Genomic DNA, 18,488 nt, shown 5'->3' with positions numbered 1-18,488 from the left:
GTATTTCCTCCTAGTGTATTGTTTACTTATTTCCAAATTGGTGATCGCTCTATTTGTTCTAATATTGTCTCTACATTATCGCCTAGAACATTGACATGGCCCATTTTTCTGCCGATTTTTGCTTCGGATTTGCCATATAAATGAAGCTTTGCTCCTTTAAGATCTGTGACGTTCTCCATCACCTTTGGCATATGCTCTCCTAATATGTTAACCATTACGACTGATTTAACTAATTCGGTGCTACCTAACGGCCAGCCACATACAGCACGAATATGCTGTTCAAATTGAGAAGTAACACAAGCATTGATCGTATAGTGTCCAGAATTATGTGGCCTCGGTGCTAACTCGTTTACATAAAGCAAACCATCTGAACCTACAAACATTTCAACAGCTAACGTCCCTACTAATTCAAGAGAATCAGCTAAATGCGTTGCTATTGTAACAGCTTCTTTCTCTAGCTTACTATTCATTCTTGCTGGCACTATTGACTGATGTAATATATTATTTTGATGTATGTTTTCAGCTATCGGAAAAGTTGTTGTTTCTCCGTGAACACTTCTCGTCACAATCACTGAGATTTCTTTTTCAAATTCTAGCCAAGATTCTAAAACAAATGGTCCTTTTCCAGCTAACTCTTCCCAAGCTGCTGATACATCTTCCATTTGCTTTATTACCCTTTGACCTTTCCCGTCATAGCCACCTCTAGCTGTTTTTAGCACAGCTGGCAAATGCAATTGTTCAACAGCACTTTTTAATTCTACTAGCGTGTCAACAGTACGATAAGGTACTACTGGAATGTCGAAGGAAGCAATCGTTGCCTTTTCAGTAATACGGTCTTGTGTAATCGATAAAAGCTTACTTCCTTGCGGTAAATACATATTTTCTTCTAACCAGTTCGCTGTGCTTGCATCGATGTTTTCAAACTCATAAGTCAGCACATCACAATTTTCTGCCAGCTTTTTTGCACCTTCATGATCGTTATACGCTGTTTTAATTTGAATATCAGCAACTTGACCACATGGGGAATCAGGTGTTGGTTCTAACACTGCAACACGGTAGCCCATTTCTCGTGCAGAGAGGGCCATCATTCTTCCTAACTGGCCTCCCCCTAGGATCCCTACCGTGCTACCAGGCTTAATCCAGTTCGCCATCATATCAATTCTCCATTTTCAAGTACATCTTTTCTTTTTGCTTCTCTTCGTTCTTCTAAACGTTGTCTCAGTTGTTCATCATGTACTGCAAGTTGCTGCGCCGCTAATAACGCCGCATTGGTTGCACCAGCTTTTCCAATCGCAACGGTAGCTACTGGAACGCCAGCAGGCATTTGGACAATTGATAATAGTGAATCCATACCATTTAATGCTTTCGATTGAACAGGAACGCCAATAACCGGAAGGTGCGTTTTAGCAGCAACCATTCCTGGTAAATGAGCAGCGCCTCCAGCACCTGCGATTATCACCTGAATTCCTCTTCCTTGTGCTGCTTCTGCATATTCAAACATGTAATCTGGCGTACGATGAGCAGAAACTACTTTTTTTTCATAGGCAACTCCTAGTTCATCTAACGTTTCAGTAGTATGCTTCATCGTTTCCCAATCAGATGTAGATCCCATGATGACTCCAACTTTAGCTGTCATGATGACGCCCCCTTTATATATGTAGAAAAATATATTTTACTATCTCTCACTTCACTATTTATATAAAAAAACGCATTCGTTTGTCTTTGGAGGGGACAAAGGAACACGTGAAAACCAATAACAATACAATGGCTCCATGTAGAGCCAAGTTTGTTACACACGGCAGTCTCCCTCATAGTCTAATAATTTCCGGTCATTAGGTAGATACTTATGGGCCATATTCCCAAGATTATACGAGGTAATGATATTCAATTCTTCGTTACTATCATAACAAGGTAAGAAAACAAAAGTCAACCAAATTTCGAACGTTAAAATACAATACAGACTTAATGTTCGTGTTTTGCTAACATTATGTGTTACATAATCTCTCATCCGTTAACATTTGTACACAGTATGTGGACAATGTAGATCAGCACGTTCTACATTCATTTAACTACATAGACACACCGATTAATAGTGACTTCTATTTCATATAGTTGTATATATTACCACTTTTTCTTTATCCTTGGTACACTATTTTTCAAGGAGTTGAATGATGATGGAAAATCCAAAATTAAAGAAGCTAGCTCATAGTTGGTTAACGAGTGCGTCATTAAGTGAGATTAATCATAAACTAGTGCGTGAAGAGCTAACATCGCGCGAATTAGTGCTTATGTACTTATATAGGATTGCTACATTAGATAAAGATAAAATTAATGCGATTATTGAAATAAATCCAGAAGCGCTACAGACTGCAGAAGCAATGGATAAGGAACGAGCCGTAAAAGGACCAAGAGGTAAGCTACATGGTATCCCTGTTTTAATTAAGGATAATATAGCAACAAACGATAAAATGCACACGAGCGCAGGGTCAGTTGCTCTTGCTGACTCATTTGCCCTCAAAGATGCTTTTATAGTAAAAAAATTAAGAGAAGCAGGTGCAATTATTCTTGGGAAAACTAACATGACCGAATGGGCAAATTTTATGGGAGAAAACATGCCAACAGGATATAGTTCACGTGGTGGACAAGTCACAAACCCTTATGGCTCTGAATTTATTGTCGGTGGATCAAGCTCCGGGTCTGGCGCTGCGATTGCTGCTGGTTTTGCAACAGTTGCGATAGGAACAGAAACTTCAGGGTCCATATTAAGTCCTGCTAGTCAAAATTCCCTTGTAGGAATTAAACCGACTGTCGGTTTAATTAGTAGGAATGGGATCATTCCAATATCACACACTCAAGATACAGCAGGTCCAATGACAAAAACGGTAGAAGATGCAGTTTTGTTACTAAACGGTATTGTTGGCGTCGATGAAAACGACCCTATTACTAAAACAAATCATAAGCTGCAAAATATAGATTTCACGACCTTTTTACGTTCAGACGGGTTAAAAGGGGCTAAAATTGGAATAGCGAGAGAAGTTTATTTTGATTACCTTTCCGAAGATAAAGCGAAGGTTATCAATGGTGCAATTGAAAAAATAAAAACCCTCGGTGCTGATGTCGTTGATATAACGATTCCTTCCACTAAAAGCAAATGGAATATTGATGTCTTAAAATACGAATTTAAAGTAGGCATTAACACTTATTTAAAGGAATTTACAACATGTGCAAAAATATCTTCATTAACTGATATCATTTCCTTTAATGAGAACAATCGAGATGTCATGTTGAAATACGGGCAGAAAATGTTGTTAGAAAGTAATGCAACAAGTGGCACTCTTACCGAAAAAGAATATATTACAAGCTTAGAGCATGACCAGTATCACGCAAAAGATAATGGCATTGATGCTGCATTAAAAGAGGTAGACGCCATTGTTTTTCCAAACAACTTTGGCGCTAGCATCCCAGCTAAAGCAGGATATCCTTCCATTACTATCCCAGCAGGGTTTACAGACGAAGGGGAACCAGTTGGGATTACCTTTACAAGTGCAGCCTTTTCTGAAGGAATATTATTATCTTTTGCATATGCGTATGAGCAAGCGACAAAGGAGAGAAAAGCCCCAAACATTTAGGCCTCTTCTCCTTTTCCAGTAATAACCTAAAATAAAATCAACTTAGTATATGCATGATAAAAAGGAGACTTGAGAAGTCCAATCATGTAAGGAGTTGAACAAATGAGACATATAATAGCATTGGCAATCAAAGCTATGATGGTTATTCTCGTTTCTGTTTTTGTTTTATCCATGTTTAATGGTTACCCATTTTTAAACACTACGCTGTTAGCTCTCATTATTACTGGTGCAGCATATATTATCGGAGACATATTCATTTTACGTGCTACAAACAACACTGTAGCAACGATTTCCGATATTGGTTTATGTACTATAGCAATATGGCTAATCGGACCAATCGTTTATGGGATTGCTGTACCTTTTAGCGTAGCCTTGCTAACCGGTGTTATCATCGGAGCAGGAGAATGGTTCTTCCATAAGTTTATGAGCAATGCTGTATTCGAAAAAGATGAACGCCTCGTAGGCGGTCATTAATATAAGGTCGACCCAAAAGGTCAATTTTTTACCTTTTGGGTCAACCTCAAAGCAATGTGCGTAGCCACCGCAATCCCTTAAAGACCACTATAAGTGGTTTTTTTATAGTGGTCGCGCGGTGAGTGGAGCCATTGCCAAAACTTCTAATAGCTTTTCGGACACCCTCTCTTTTCTTTTATCTTAAAGACATTCCAAAGAGGCATTCCCTTTTGGAATGTCTTTTTTTAATGATAAGAAAAGAATAAAAAAGCATTAAAAGTCAAAAAAATTCCATTCATCTTCTTGCAAATCATCCAATGTTTAACGGCTAATCTCAGGGATATATGACGCAAAAAAGAGACACTCTAAATGTCGGAGGTGATAATCAATGAACAATCAAGGATTAGCTATTCATGAAAAAGCAGAACTACATGAAATGCTTGTATTTAAAACAAACTGTTTGAATAAGTCACAAGTTGCCCAAAACATGGTACAAGATACACAGCTTAAATCTTTATTACAACAAGACGTACAAGCATCTAAGCAAAGCATAACAACGCTTCAAGGATTGCTTAATCAATAAAGGGGGAACGACATGATGAATCCGAACCAAATGACAGAACAATCTGTAGCTACTGATTTACTGTTGTCAGCTAAAACAGCTGTTAGAAACTGCGCTTACGCTTTAACAGAGTGTACGTCAGATAATGTTCGAAAAACAATAAACCAACAATTACAGCAAGCCATCGTTTTTCACGAAAATGTTGCTGATTATATGATAAATAAAGGCTATTATCACCCCTATAACATGAATGAACAAATACAAGTAGACCAAATGGCTGCGCAATCAACGATACAATTTACTCAAATGCAACAGCAGCAGCAGCCTTCTCAAACAATGTCTAGCACAACAATGGGGACGATGAGCCAACCGACTCAACCTCAACAACCAGATTCCTTACTCCCATCTACTTCTTTATCAATGGGTGTAACGGATTCTCAATCGTCTTCTCCGACATCAACTGGGCTTTCATCCTATAAGTCGAATACCGATTCTCAAACGGGATATTCATCAACTATGTCCTCAATAGAGGATGAATATCAGCAATCAGGAAACCAGCAAAGTAAATCTTCGCAAACACCTGTTGATATAGATATTGACGTTTCCAATGAAGATGATCACTAAATCGTACAAAGTGGTTGACACAAAAGGTCGATTTTTTACCTTTTGTGTCAACCTCTAAGCAATGTGCGTAGCCACCGCAATCCCTTAAAGACCACTATAAGTGGTTTTTTATAGTGGTCGCGCGGTGAGTGGAGCCATTGCCAAAATTTACAATAGCTTTTGGGACATCCTACTCTCCTTATTTTTGCAGTAGCCCTTCAAAAACGATTTGTTGTCTCTCTACTTCAATATCAGTTTTTCCATTTCTTTTTACCTCTTTTAATATTGGCTCTTCCATCCGACGAACTGGCGTATAACCTTCCTTATCCATTCTCTCAAGGCAATCAGATATTGATTCTCCTTCTTCTACGTAAAACTTTTGCTTTTTCTTTTTTGTCAACTTTGTTTCTCCCTCATTTCTAAACAACACTCTGTACTAAAGGTTATCATCATTTTTATCGAATATTTCATTCTCTAACCTACATCATATAGTAGAAACACGTATCATGCTTAGAAATCTGCCTGATAAATCAGTTCACTCCATAGAGTCAAGTATGATCACCTTCACTTAAAAACTTCAGCGCTTTTTCCTCTACCGGTATTCTAACAAATATTAAGATAGCACTATTTAACAGTGTAAATAAAATAGCCGTCACGTAAGCTTGAAATAATAAAGGCAATGTTAAAATTTCGACCGCAACAACGACATAGTTTGGGTGACGAATCCACTTATATAAACCTTTATTGACTTTCTTTTCACCGGGCATAACAATAATTTTTGTATTCCAAAAACGCCCTAGTGAAATGATGAGCCAACACCGTGCTACTTGTGCTGTTAAAAACACACTTAAAACAACTGGCCACCAAGAGATTAACTCTGCTCCCCTTAACACCACTTCTATCGATAAAGCTGCAAAAAAGCAGAAATGCATTAAGACGATCCATTTATAATGATCCTCACCAAATTCTTCCGCACCGCGCTCCCTCATCCAAATCTCGTTTTGCTTTGCAATAAACAGTTCATATATGCGCTGTAAAACGATAATAAATAATACAAACATGTAAACAATCATTCAACTTCCTCCCATCTCAACAACGCTAGCTCAGAGCAAAAACCGGGTCCTAATGCTACCATAAGTCCAACATCACCTTTTTCTACATCTTGATTCATCGTTTCTTGCAGAACGTATATTACTGTTGGAGAAGACATATTTCCGTGCTCTTGAAGCACCTTTCTTGCATGTCTAGTCATCTCGGTTGAAATCGACAATGTTTCTTCATAGGCTTCTAACACTTTTTTCCCACCAGGATGGGCAATAAACTGAGCAATATTGTTTATGTTATAGCCTTGTTTTTCTAAAAATTGTAATGTGTTAGGTTTCAGCCATTCCTTAATTACCGTAGGAATATCCTTTGAAAACACAACTTGTAGACCTTCATTTACGACATTCCATCCCATTATTTGTTCAGAATCTCTTAATAATTGTGATTCCGTTTCCACTATATACGGGATCAACTTCTTATTACTCAGCTTTTCTTTCTGCAACACTTCATCTCCACCAACAAGTGTACAAGCTACACCATCTGCGAATAAGGATGTACCGATAATATTACTTTTTCTCATGTCATCCTTCATAAAAGTTAAACTACATAACTCCACATTTATTACGAGCACCTTCGCAAATGGGTATGCTTTACAATACTCGAATGCCCTTGCAATACCAGCGACTCCACCAGCACACCCTAAGCCCCATATAGGAATGCGCTTCGTACTCTTGGAAAACGGAAGCCTGTTCATCACTCTTGCCTCTATCGAAGGAGTTGCAATACCAGTACTACTAACAAAAATGATCGCAGCAATTTCAGCAGGTGAGACATTTCGCTTCAAATGTTGACTATTTTCTAGACACTTTCTTATTACATCAACACTTAGTTCTATGGCTTCCTTTATATATATATCATTTTTATCCTTAAAACTGTGCTCTTCTTTAAACCACTCTTTCGGTACGACAAAGTTTCTCTTCTTTATTTGACCGTTATCAAAAATCGTTAATAACCGGTCTATATTTGGATAACGTTGCTCGAATAAGTTTTTTACAATTTCCATTGTTTCTTGTTGTGTCATTGTATAAGGCGGTTCTTTCGTTGCAACAGATAATATCCCAGGCACGTTTATCACACTCCACTTATCTCAATCTCTTTTAGTGTGTCAAACATTACCTTTTTTATCCAAACTAAAAAAAGCTTGTTCTAGCACAATTTTTCACAAGTTTTTTTGCAAATTATATATTATATTTAGTCAGTATTTCCTTTACTAATAAGACTTCCCAATATGTAATATTCATAATAGGTTACTCTGGGTGGCTCATCCACTGACATGAAATCACCTTCAATCTCAAAAGAATACCCTAACCCTTGATACGTTCCTGAACCACCATCGTCAGCTGTAACAGTTGGTATTGCGAATATTGGTTTCTTCTCAAATCCATTAACTAGGGAAAAATCAATAATCCCCGAAATTACCCATAACAAAATTACTGCTAAAATTATTACGAAAATAATCTTAAATATTTTCCTCATTTAATCATCACCTTCTATTATGTATCATTCACTAAAGCTCGTTAGTTAAATAAGAAAACGAGATCTCATTGAAGGAACCTTCCCTGACAAAATAAGTTCACCTTTTCACAAACATAACTCGTTTTATTATACCACAAAATTTTCCAACCTACTTCTAACAATTAGCATAATTGACCGTAGCAAATGTGAGCTAATGAGATGTAATATTATAAGGTTTTTAGGATAAAAAAACGAGACAAATTCACTATGTGAAAGAGTCTCGTTCGCTTTATCATTTTTAGTATTTCCCTCTAAATAGGTCTACTTATAGAAAATTCTCTTTAAGACTACCTCTGCATCACTTCTTAATGGAATACAAAGTATAAAATAAACACTGGAACTAAAGCGTACATAATTGGATGTACTTCCTTCGCTTTACCAGTACATATCATTGTAATTGGATAAAAGATAAACCCTAATGCTATACCAGTTGCAATACTATACGTTAATGGCATTGCAATGACAGTTAAGAAAGCAGGAACTGCAATTTCAAACTTTTTGAAGTCGATATTTCCAAGTGCGCCAGCCATTAAGATACCTACAATAATTAACGCTGGTGCCGTTACGTGAGATGTCACAACAACAAGTAGTGGTGAAAACAGCAATGCAACTAGGAATAAAATCCCTGTAACGATAGATGCAAAACCAGATCTCGCGCCCGCTGCAATACCAGATGAAGACTCAATGTATGCTGTAGTCGTTGATGTACCTAAAACAGCACCGACTACAGATGCTGAAGAATCAGCAAGTAGTGCTTTTTGCGCTCTTGGCAGCTTGTTATCCTTAACAAATCCAGCTTGGTTCGCTACTGCATATAAAGTTCCAGCAGTATCAAAGAAGTCTACAAATAAGAACGTTAAAATAACGATAATTAAACTAATTGAAAAAATTTCACCAAATGATTGATCAGCAAACGGCTGTAAAAATGCTCCAAATGTCGGCTCTAGACTTGGAATTGGCCCAATAATTTGACTTGGCATTGGTAGTACTTGAAAAATCAACCCTACTACCGCAGTAATGATCATCCCATAAAATATTCCACCACGAAGCTTTAATGCCATTAAAATAACTGTAATAACAACACCAAAGACAGCTAATAAAGTTGGCCCATACGTTAAATCACCTAATGTAACAGCTGTTGATTCGTATGGCACAACAATCCCAGCATTCTTTAAACCGATAAAAGCAATAAACAAACCAATACCTGCTGCTGCAGCGTATTTTAATTCTGCTGGGATTGCATTAATAATTAATTCACGAATCCCTACTACTGTAATAATGATAAATATAATACCGGAAATAAATACACCTAATAAAGCAGTTTGCCATGGAATTCCCATACCAATAACGACTGAGAATGTAAAGAAAGCATTTAATCCCATTCCTGGCGCTAGCGCAATTGGATAACGTGCAACAACACCCATCATGATTGTACCGATAGCTGCCGCTAATGCAGTCGCTACATATACAGCACCTTCGTCCATACCTGCCGCACTTAAAATATCTGGATTAACAAACAAAATATAAGCCATCGCTAAGAACGTTGTTAAACCACCCATTATCTCGCGCTTATAGTTTGTACCTAGTTCATCAAAACGGAAATACTTTTCCACTTTTTAACCACTCCTTATTTTTAATCAATGTGCAATAGAAAAACTCCGAGACGAGAAGGCGCCCCAGAGCTTCATAAATTGCAACTATAAAAAATGGTTTAAAGTAGTTTTAATAAAAAAACTAGTTCTATCCCATTGTTCATAGTCAAGCCATTTACGGTAGCTCGGTAGAAACTTACGGGCCCTATTCCCGAAATTATACGAACATGCACAGAGTATTAACATATTCAAAGTTTACCAAGCTACCTAGTGATGTGTCAACAGAAAAAACGAATATTAATTAACAAAATTATATTCATTATTCGTGTTTCACACATCATCACAGTGTTTTATTTCTTTTTCAATCGTCTTTATCCAAAAAAAGGATATTTTGTTACTCCCATTCAATCGTACTAGGTGGCTTAGAAGTAATATCATATACAACTCTGTTTACATGCTTTACTTCATTTACGATCCTAGTAGATATAATCTCCAAAACTTCATATGGAATACGAGCCCAATCAGATGTCATACCATCAATAGATGTCACAGCACGTACACCTACTGTATAATCGTACGTTCTAGCGTCTCCCATTACACCAACACTACGCATATCAGGAAGTGCAGTGAAATATTGCCAAATTTCTCGATCTAATCCGGCCTTTTTAATTTCTTCACGTAAAATAGCATCTGATTCTCTAACAATTTCCAGCTTTTCTTCCGTAATCTCACCGAGTACTCTAATCCCTAATCCCGGGCCTGGAAACGGTTGACGCCAAACAATTTCTTCCGGAAGACCGAGCTCTGTTCCAACCTCGCGAACTTCATCTTTAAATAACGTATTTAACGGCTCTATTAGCTTAAAATGCATATCTTCAGGGAGCCCACCAACGTTATGATGAGACTTAATCGTTTGGGCAGTATCTGTTCCACTTTCGATAATATCTGTATAAAGAGTCCCTTGTGCTAAGAAATCAACATCAGTTAATTTTCCTGCCTCTTCCTCGAAAACGTAAATAAATTCGTTTCCAATAATTTTACGTTTTTGCTCTGGATCTTTGACTCCTTCAAGCTTTGACAAGAAACGTTCCTGTGCATCAATTTTAATCACATTCATATCAAAGCCCTCAGAGAAGGTTTTCATGACGCTATCAGCTTCTCCTTTTCTTAAAAGTCCATGATCGATAAACATACATATTAACTGATCGCCAATTGCTTTATGGATGAGAGCAGCAACAACAGAGGAATCTACACCACCACTTAGCGCACATAATACTTTTTTATTGCCAACTAGCTCGCGAACTTTATCCATTTCCATATCAATAAAGTTTTCCATTGACCAATTGCCTTTACATTCACAAACTTTATAAACAAAGTTGCTAAGCATTTCATTCCCAAACTCTGAATGACGAACTTCTGGGTGGAATTGTACACCGTAAAGCTTTCTGCTTTCATCACTCATTGCCGCTACAGGACAAGATACGTTCGTTGCATCTACTGTAAAACCTGCTGGTGGAGCAACGACTAAGTCACCATGACTCATCCAAACGGATTGCTTGTCCTCTAAACCGTCATATAATTTACTTTTGTTTTCAACTTGGATAATTGCTTTTCCGTACTCACGGTGATTAGCTGCTTCCACTTTCCCTTCAAAATGGTGCGTCATTAATTGCATACCATAGCAAATTCCAAGCACTGGTATACCTAAATCAAAAATTCTTTCATCACAGCGTGGTGCGTCCTCGGCATAAACACTACCAGGGCCTCCTGAAAAAATAATTCCAGTTGGATTCATTTCCTTTATTTCCTCAATAGAAGTTTTATGTGAATGCAATTCACTATACACACCTAAATCACGAATACGCCTAGCAATGAGCTGATTATATTGACCTCCAAAATCAAGCACAATAATTTTTTCTTTAATTTCTTGCATCTTCATCCACCTTTACGTCATTTTTTTACACGACAATACTAATATTAATGTTTACCCTAACGATACCATTCATTCTTATAATATAAGAAAAACTAGAAACTCTCTTCGTGAATTAAATACACGAAGGCAGAATTTCTAGTTTTACGTTAAGAAAGGTCTACCTTCATAGTCAGGTTGTTTACGGCTACCTGGTAGAAACACTTAGGCCTTATTCCTAAATATATATGAGGCATCATTATTGAATTCACTTCACAAAATCTATCAAATACTGATTTATTTTATCAATGTAACGAGTCACGGTCAAGAGGTGATAGTCTTGACAACTCTTTCCCACTCTTTATGAAGCTTCTCCCAATCGCCTTCAGCTACTTTCCCACCATAGTAGATTTTTTCGTACGTATTCGTTAAATCCGTCATAGCCTTACAATCTATGAATCGATCGACTCTTTTAGCGTATTCTCGTAATGTCTCACCGGACTGTCTTGGAAGCCCTTCGTTAGCAAGTATCCAAAGTAACCTCTCGTAAGCGTCTGAGTATTTTTCATCTTTACCACTAATACGATATTTCATCATAAAGTATTTGTTTTGTAATATGTTCTGTTTTCTATAAAAATAGACGACAAACAATAAAACGAACATAGAAATCAGTATGTTTTTCATCGTGAATGGATTTGCAAATAAACGGTCATTATTGATGGTAGTTGTGTCATTTTCATCTTCGTCTTCAAGTAAATCATCTTCCTCAGGAGACGGAATTTCTTGATCTTGCTCATCAAGCTCTTCTTCCTCTGGAAATTCTTCCTCTTCAATATTAGAAGATGCTTCCTCTGACTCCTCATAAAAGTCAACATTATTATTGAACCCTTGTGTTGGTTCAAATGGTACCCATCCAACACCAGGAAAATAAACTTCCACCCATGAATGCGCATTACTATTCAGTACTTCATACCGCTGTGTACTTTCACCAATATAATCGACTACCTCTCCTTGCGTAAACCCCTTGACCCATCTCGTAGGTATATCTAGTGTTCTTAACAACACCGCCATCGCTGTGGAGAAATTATCACAATAACCATATTGGGTTTCAAATAAAAACTGATCTACATAGTCTTGCCCCTCTTCCGGTATTGGAACATTCGTAGTCTCATATTCAAAATCATTTTCTGAGAAGTATTGTTCAACTGCCACCACTTTATCAAAAAGATTATCATGGTCTGCAACAATTTCCTCTGCCAAGTCATAGACTCGTTCAGGTAGTGTATCTGGAAGCTGTAAATAACGTTCATCTACGTCAATATCAGATGCCTCACTGTTTTGAAGCGCATCTATCGGAAATTTGGCCGGTTCAAAGGATAAAGAATAGCTAGTCAATGACACTTCATCATTCACATTGTTGGTTTTTGCTGACACTTTCCCACTAGTGATATCTGTGAAAAAGTCAACGTCTGATGCATCACTTAATTGTCCATTTACATGCACACGTAGCGAATCTACGTTTACGCCTGTGAGCTGTCCTGGATAAAATAAGTGATCAAAGCTTTGATCCTCTGCTAACGTTATTCTTACATAATGCTCGACAGTTTCTGAAAACTGTCCAAACAACCAATAGTCAATTTCCCCTTGTTCAAACACCGTTTCTGACTGTACTTCTGATGTTTCAGCTATCCAGCCTCTACCTGTGTATTCATCCTTTGATTCCCCTCGCCAATAACCAGCGTACGTCGTTTCGGCAAAAAAGACTGTACTGTAGTCTTGAACAAAGCCACCACCTAAAATTTCATCATTATCTCCATACCCAACTCTTCTCGTACCATCACCGATGCCGTTTTCACCGAGAACGAGGCTTCTAAATGTCGGTACCGGATCCGCCCATCTCGGCTCCTGCTTCGGAGCTGCTATTCCAATAAATAATGCAACGACAATCATAATAATAAGTGTATACATCCATGTAATCGAAATTGGAATGATTCTTTTTTGTCCGATCTCCTTTACTTCTTCCTGTATTTTCAACATATGAAGTAAAGTCATAATGAAAAATCCGATAACTACAATTCGTATAATGGCATTAGACGCATCCACCTCTGTAAATGTATCGAGCACCGTGATGTAAATAACTGTAGAAAGTAAAAAGAAAAAGATTTTTTTCGTATGGAAAATCCAAAAATAAAGCAAATAACAGATTAAAGATAATAATAAAAAGAGTAAAAATGTCCGAAAAAAGTCGGTTAATGAAGCTAGATTCCACGAAACAATGAGGTGGATATTATAGATCGCTTCAGTGAAAAAGCGCTGCACTGTCTCCATGAAGCCTTGAAAATCTAATAGTTTTTGACTATTAAATATATAATTCAATCCTAATATACTTCCTATAAACATCGAAGGGAGCATCGCATAAATAGGCGTTTTAAAGTATATGAGAATACAGGAAAATAGCGCAAAGAAAACAAACACTTGAATGTGCCCTGTATTTGTAATGATCGGTATCGGCCTTAACCATTCCCATAAAATAAGAAAAGCTAACACATAAATATAAAGATGTAAGTTTGTTGATGCTTGATTACCAAGCTTTTGTTTCATTTAATCACCTGCTGCTTTTATGACATGATCGATATTAGCTCCTGTTAAAAGATACGCATCTGTTCCAATTCGAAGCAACTCCCTGTATCTCTTTTCTTCAAGCTTATCCATAGCGTGATGTTTCTTTAATAGACAAAAATACACTTTAATTCTACGAGATAAATAAATACGTACTCTCTCAATTATTTCATCAGTAATTTCGGTAGAGGCGAAAAACAAAGTTGTTCCATTTTGTATATTATCATCGTACTGCTTGAGTCCAGTATGGAAGCTCCCCTTATTCTCGCCTTCAACTTTGGAAAGATGGTAGATAAGTCTTTTTTGATGGTCTTCTCCAGTATCTAAAGAAAATATACGATGCTTATTCCCTAACGTCCATAGACCAACCTTTAATTGTTTCCTTGTCGCATGCATAATGAGTGAGGTCACAAGCTCGACTGATTTTTCATACGCCTCCAATGTGTCAGAATTTTCATTAGGTATGTGATTATTTAAAATAACCATATAATTTTGCCCGATATATTCTTCAAATTCTTTCGTCATTAATTTATTGGAACGAGCAGTCACTTTCCAATCTATACTCGTTAGCTTATCGCCAGGAACATATTCCCTAGCTCCAGCTATAGAAGTAACATCTTCAATGAAATCCGCTGATGAAAGTCTTGTTTCTGTTTCGTTTTTTTCGTATGCAGACCATCTCTCAATTTCATGGTAATTTGGATAAACTAAAAATGAATCTTGTTCAGTAACATACTTTTTCTTTTTAAAAAGTCCAAACATGTCGCTCGTTTCTAAACGAACATTGTAGAAAAAGTATTCTCCCCTTTTCATATTTGGAATGGTGTAAGAATACTTCAGCTCTTTTTTAAAAGATGGATAAAAAATAATCTTATAATCTACGTTTCTCATCTGTTTTTCTAGTTTATTCTCAATGCCATCCTCAACAACTAAATATAAAAATGGGAACGGCCACTTTCTTTTCACATTCACGGTCACTGTCATATCCGTGCCTGAGGGAATTGCTCTTTTCTTTAAGTCCCTTTTAACTTTAAAACTCCCTAAAGGAATGAGCGTGTAAAGGAGCATAAGGATAACTAAAGACATGATACTATAGAGCAAAAACCAGCTTACAAATCCTCCTTGAAACATCGCATAGCTAAACAAACTAATAAATAATAGTAGAACGAGTAGCGCTTTAAAAACTAGTTTTATCCAGTAAATGACTTGATTTCTTTTCTTCATTTTGCTGCTTCTTTTCCTACAGGAATTCTAATTTGATCAATAATTTCCTTAATCACTTGTTCGTTCGTCACGTTTGATAGCTTTGAATCCGAGTTTAAAAGGATACGATGCCTTAAAACATAAGGTGCCAAGTATTTCACATCATCTGGAACTACATACTCTCGCCCTTGAATATACGCATACGCTTGACTAGCTTTCATTAATGCAATCGATGCACGCGGGCTAGCTCCAAGATAAACTGCGTAATGAATTCTCGTCGTGTTAACGAGATCTATGATGTATTGCTTCACAGTGTTATCTACGTATACATCAAGCACATTTTTTTGCATTTGTATTAAATCATCTAATGAAAGTACAGGTTCTAATTGATCAATAGGGTGCTGCTTCTCAACACGGTTTAGAACATCTAGCTCTTCAGCCTTTGTTGGATAACCAATCTTAAATTTGAATAAGAATCTATCTAGCTGCGCTTCTGGTAGTGGGTACGTCCCACCATATTCAATCGGATTTTGTGTTGCCATCACAAAGAATGGCTCTTGCAATTCACGCGTCTCTCCATCGGTAGTCACACTACCTTCCTCAAGTGCCTCAAGAAGTGCCGCTTGTGTTTTAGGTGACGTTCGATTTATTTCATCTGCAAGTACGATATTAGCCATTATAGGACCAGGACGAAACTGAAATTCCATCGTTTTCTGGTTAAATACAGAGACACCGGTAACGTCGGATGGTAGCAAATCTGGCGTAAATTGAATTCGCTTAAAATTAGCTCCGAGTGATTTTGCCATGGCACGAACGAGCATAGTTTTCCCTACTCCTGGAACATCCTCTAGTAGCACATGCCCTCCACTTAATAGTGCAATCGTACTTAATTCAATTTCTCTCCTTTTCCCAACTACAACCTTTTCTACATTTCCAATCATTTTTTCAACGTTCTTTTCTTTCAACTGTATTTCTTCTGCATGGTGATTTTTAAACATAGCTACCTCCTCAATGTCGTCAATAACATGTATATGAGAAAAGCGGTAATCTTCGCTTCATTCATTTTATTAAATAAGTAGATTACGATAGTACAATGATATAAACTATCATATCATGAACATGATTGTATTACGTTACATTTGAATCACAATTTATTTGAAAAACAAGCTTTTTTTTCCATTTATCTATGAATCTAGTATTACTCATTTCTTTCATTAATAACAGACGTTTTATTAACCAATTAAGTTGCCCGTACAAATGAAAGGACTGGTTCCATTTTAATGAACCAGTCCTTGTCTAACTTCCAGTGCTTATTGTTTTTATAAATATTGTACGTGCTTGTTGTACCACTAATAATCACCTCCACCTTCGTGAGTAAATTTCAATATTGTATACCCTTTTTACGTAATAATAAACTTATCTAATTAAGACATATTTGTTTACAACTGATGATGTTTAAATATATTATTTATAGGTAAAAGTGCTTAGTATATTAGACCTAAAAATACCAATTTAATACCATTAGCTATTATACAAGCAGTACTGAGCAGAAAATGGAGGAGCTACAACATGAAAAATTTACAGCTTGCAATACTTTTAACCCTATTTATTATTTCATTGGCAACTCATACGATATTGCCCCTTAATTACCTTAGTTTATCTTTTGCTACTATATCACTTCTTATAGGTGTATATATGGTATGGCAAATTCACAAATCAAAAAGATTGTTAGACTTTATTCTTGGCGGTATTAAAAAAGCATCATTAAGCGATTATATTGTAATAGAAAAAGCTATCACTACGACAAAAAGTATGTATACATCTATCCAAAATCACGACTTTAAAAATCGCGATGAAGTAATAAAAAAGCTAAATATATTTTTAAATGAAAACAAGCAATATCTAGGAGTTTGGGCAGCCTGGGAGCCTAATCAGTTTGACAATAATGATGCGCTCAACATAAATAAAAATGGAAATACGCATGGGCAAATGTCTCCATATGTATATAGAGGCGATAAAGGAATTGAAGTAACTTATTTAGAAGACTTACAAAACGAAAAGTTCTATACAAGGCCTTTAAATGAAGAGAAATTGACGATATTAGAGCCTTTCCACTTTGACATCGATGGACAAGAAACGTTAATGACAACTGTAGCTATGCCAATACGAAAAAATGGTAAAGCAGTCGGAGTTGTTGGTGTAGATATACATTTAAAATCAGCAAAGAATATTCACTTAAATTTGCTAGATTATTCAACATCTGAAGAATTAGATCTAGAAAGACTTGTATATACATTAAAAAAACAGGGTGGACAATACGCTATTATTGGACAAGCTATTCAAGTGTTAAAAGAAGAAAGAAGTGAAATGATTGAGTATCTAGTTAACACAACAACCGAGGTTTCAAAAAGTACAGCTCAATTTGTGAACATAGCAAAACAATCATCCATATCCGCAAATGAAGTTTCCTCTGCTATTGTAGATATTGCCTCTGGTGCGTCTAGTCAAGCAAATGAAACGGAACAGGGTACAGAAAAGGTTGAACTGCTCGGAGATATTATTGAAAAAGATCAGCTAGAGCTTCAAAGACTTAACGAATTAATTATAGAAATAACAGTAAATAAAGAAGCAGCTGAAAGGGTAACTCATGATTTAATTAAATCAAATGATACTACTACTGAAACGATGAGTGAAGTAGCTAATAAATTATTAAAATCAACAGAAAGCACCAAGAAAATAGAAAGGGCAACTGATGGCATTCTCACTATTACCGAACAAACAAATTTATTGGCATTAAATGCTTCCATTGAAGCGGCAAGGGCCGGGGAATACGGAAAAGGATTCGCAGTAGTTGCTAATGAAATTCGAAAGTTAGCAGAGCAGTCGAAACAATTTTCCGAAGGAATCACTAAAGATATTAGTGAACTAGGAAAAAATTCAAAAGAAGCATCTACTACTATGAAGCAGCTAGAGGAAATTATTATTTATCAATCAAGTAACGTAAATAATGTGAATGATAAATTAATTGATATCTCTAAAACTGTTGAAACAATGAAAGATGGCATTACTGACTTGAATCATTCTGGTAAACAGATGACCAGCAATAAAGGCGAAATTGTTGCTATTATGCAGAGCCTTTCTGCTGTAGCAGAAGAAAACGCTGCTGGAACAGAAGAAATTACAGCCTCTATTGAAGAACTTACAGGTCATGTTGATAAATCTACTCATTCAAGTGAACAACTCACAAATATCGTTGAACAACTAAAAAAAGTAACAGATAGGTTAAAAGTCTAAGGAAA

16 protein-coding genes and 3 riboswitches are annotated in these 18,488 nt (G+C 36.5%); of the genes, 5 read left to right on the top strand and 11 right to left on the bottom strand.

Annotation, left to right across the window (positions count from 1 at the left end; all coding sequences use genetic code 11):
* Positions 1-26: 26 nt before the first annotated feature.
* Together purK and purE are read right to left on the bottom strand one after the other, a co-directional pair.
* A complete protein-coding gene (gene purK, locus BCELL_RS02225) occupies positions 27-1,154 on the bottom strand; it encodes a 5-(carboxyamino)imidazole ribonucleotide synthase (RefSeq protein WP_013487037.1) in 1,128 nt (375 codons plus the stop codon).
* On the bottom strand, positions 1,151-1,636 hold the full coding sequence (purE, locus tag BCELL_RS02220) for a 5-(carboxyamino)imidazole ribonucleotide mutase (protein WP_013487036.1): 486 nt from the start codon (positions 1,634-1,636) through the stop codon (positions 1,151-1,153). Before purE ends, purK begins: the two co-directional genes overlap by 4 nt.
* 155 nt (positions 1,637-1,791) lie before the next feature.
* Positions 1,792-1,893, bottom strand: a riboswitch (purine riboswitch).
* 281 nt (positions 1,894-2,174) lie between these two features.
* Between purE and BCELL_RS02215 the strand changes: the two genes are divergently transcribed.
* The 4 genes from BCELL_RS02215 (at position 2,175) to BCELL_RS23275 (ending at position 5,268) form a co-directional block, all read left to right on the top strand.
* Positions 2,175-3,629: an amidase family protein gene (locus tag BCELL_RS02215; protein ID WP_013487035.1), complete on the top strand. Its 1,455-nt coding sequence runs from the start codon at positions 2,175-2,177 to the stop codon at positions 3,627-3,629.
* A gap of 102 nt (positions 3,630-3,731) precedes the next feature.
* Positions 3,732-4,103 carry a DUF2512 family protein gene (locus BCELL_RS02210; protein WP_013487034.1) on the top strand — a complete coding sequence of 124 codons (372 nt, stop codon included), beginning with the start codon at positions 3,732-3,734 and terminating at the stop codon, positions 4,101-4,103.
* Positions 4,104-4,470: 367 nt separating this feature from the next.
* Positions 4,471-4,665, top strand: a complete 195-nt coding sequence (locus BCELL_RS22340; RefSeq protein ID WP_013487033.1) for a hypothetical protein — start codon at positions 4,471-4,473, stop codon at positions 4,663-4,665.
* A 12-nt stretch (positions 4,666-4,677) separates the two neighbouring features.
* On the top strand, positions 4,678-5,268 hold the full coding sequence (locus BCELL_RS23275) for a spore coat protein (protein ID WP_087942418.1): 591 nt from the start codon (positions 4,678-4,680) through the stop codon (positions 5,266-5,268).
* 178 nt (positions 5,269-5,446) lie between these two features.
* Here BCELL_RS23275 and BCELL_RS02195 read toward each other — a convergent pair whose 3' ends face one another.
* The 9 genes from BCELL_RS02195 to BCELL_RS02155 form a co-directional block, all read right to left on the bottom strand.
* A complete protein-coding gene (locus tag BCELL_RS02195) occupies positions 5,447-5,647 on the bottom strand; it encodes an NETI motif-containing protein (protein ID WP_013487031.1) in 201 nt (66 codons plus the stop codon).
* Between the two features lie 148 nt (positions 5,648-5,795).
* Complete coding sequence (locus BCELL_RS02190) at positions 5,796-6,320, bottom strand: isoprenylcysteine carboxyl methyltransferase family protein (RefSeq protein WP_013487030.1); 525 nt, start codon at positions 6,318-6,320, stop codon at positions 5,796-5,798.
* Positions 6,317-7,417, bottom strand: coding sequence for a type III polyketide synthase (locus BCELL_RS02185; protein ID WP_013487029.1), 1,101 nt, complete (start codon positions 7,415-7,417; stop codon positions 6,317-6,319). Before BCELL_RS02185 ends, BCELL_RS02190 begins: the two co-directional genes overlap by 4 nt.
* Positions 7,418-7,542: 125 nt before the next feature.
* Positions 7,543-7,827: a hypothetical protein gene (locus tag BCELL_RS02180; RefSeq protein WP_013487028.1), complete on the bottom strand. Its 285-nt coding sequence runs from the start codon at positions 7,825-7,827 to the stop codon at positions 7,543-7,545.
* A gap of 344 nt (positions 7,828-8,171) precedes the next feature.
* Positions 8,172-9,479 carry an NCS2 family permease gene (locus tag BCELL_RS02175; protein WP_013487027.1) on the bottom strand — a complete coding sequence of 436 codons (1,308 nt, stop codon included), beginning with the start codon at positions 9,477-9,479 and terminating at the stop codon, positions 8,172-8,174.
* A gap of 122 nt (positions 9,480-9,601) precedes the next feature.
* Positions 9,602-9,703: riboswitch (purine riboswitch) on the bottom strand.
* Between the two features lie 149 nt (positions 9,704-9,852).
* Positions 9,853-11,391, bottom strand: a complete 1,539-nt coding sequence (gene guaA / locus BCELL_RS02170) for a glutamine-hydrolyzing GMP synthase (protein ID WP_013487026.1) — start codon at positions 11,389-11,391, stop codon at positions 9,853-9,855.
* 146 nt (positions 11,392-11,537) lie between these two features.
* Positions 11,538-11,639: riboswitch (purine riboswitch) on the bottom strand.
* A 52-nt stretch (positions 11,640-11,691) separates the two neighbouring features.
* Complete coding sequence (locus BCELL_RS02165; protein WP_013487025.1) at positions 11,692-13,968, bottom strand: DUF4129 domain-containing transglutaminase family protein; 2,277 nt, start codon at positions 13,966-13,968, stop codon at positions 11,692-11,694.
* Positions 13,969-15,210 (bottom strand): DUF58 domain-containing protein, encoded by a 1,242-nt coding sequence (locus BCELL_RS02160; protein ID WP_013487024.1) that lies wholly within the window; start codon positions 15,208-15,210, stop codon positions 13,969-13,971.
* The gene (locus BCELL_RS02155) at positions 15,207-16,187 is read right to left on the bottom strand and encodes an AAA family ATPase (RefSeq protein ID WP_013487023.1); all 981 of its coding nucleotides are present in this window, start codon (positions 16,185-16,187) and stop codon (positions 15,207-15,209) included. Before BCELL_RS02155 ends, BCELL_RS02160 begins: the two co-directional genes overlap by 4 nt.
* Before the next feature lie 571 nt (positions 16,188-16,758).
* On the opposite strand from BCELL_RS02155, the gene BCELL_RS02150 reads away from it, so the two are divergent.
* The gene (locus tag BCELL_RS02150; RefSeq protein ID WP_013487022.1) at positions 16,759-18,483 is read left to right on the top strand and encodes a methyl-accepting chemotaxis protein; all 1,725 of its coding nucleotides are present in this window, start codon (positions 16,759-16,761) and stop codon (positions 18,481-18,483) included.
* The last annotated feature ends 5 nt before the right edge of the window (positions 18,484-18,488 follow it).

Source organism: Evansella cellulosilytica DSM 2522, assembly GCF_000177235.2.
In the GTDB taxonomy this organism is placed as follows: domain Bacteria; phylum Bacillota; class Bacilli; order Bacillales; family Salisediminibacteriaceae; genus Evansella; species Evansella cellulosilytica.
The sequence above is the reverse complement of the archived record's forward strand: the minus strand, read 5'-3'. Positions and strand labels throughout refer to the sequence as shown.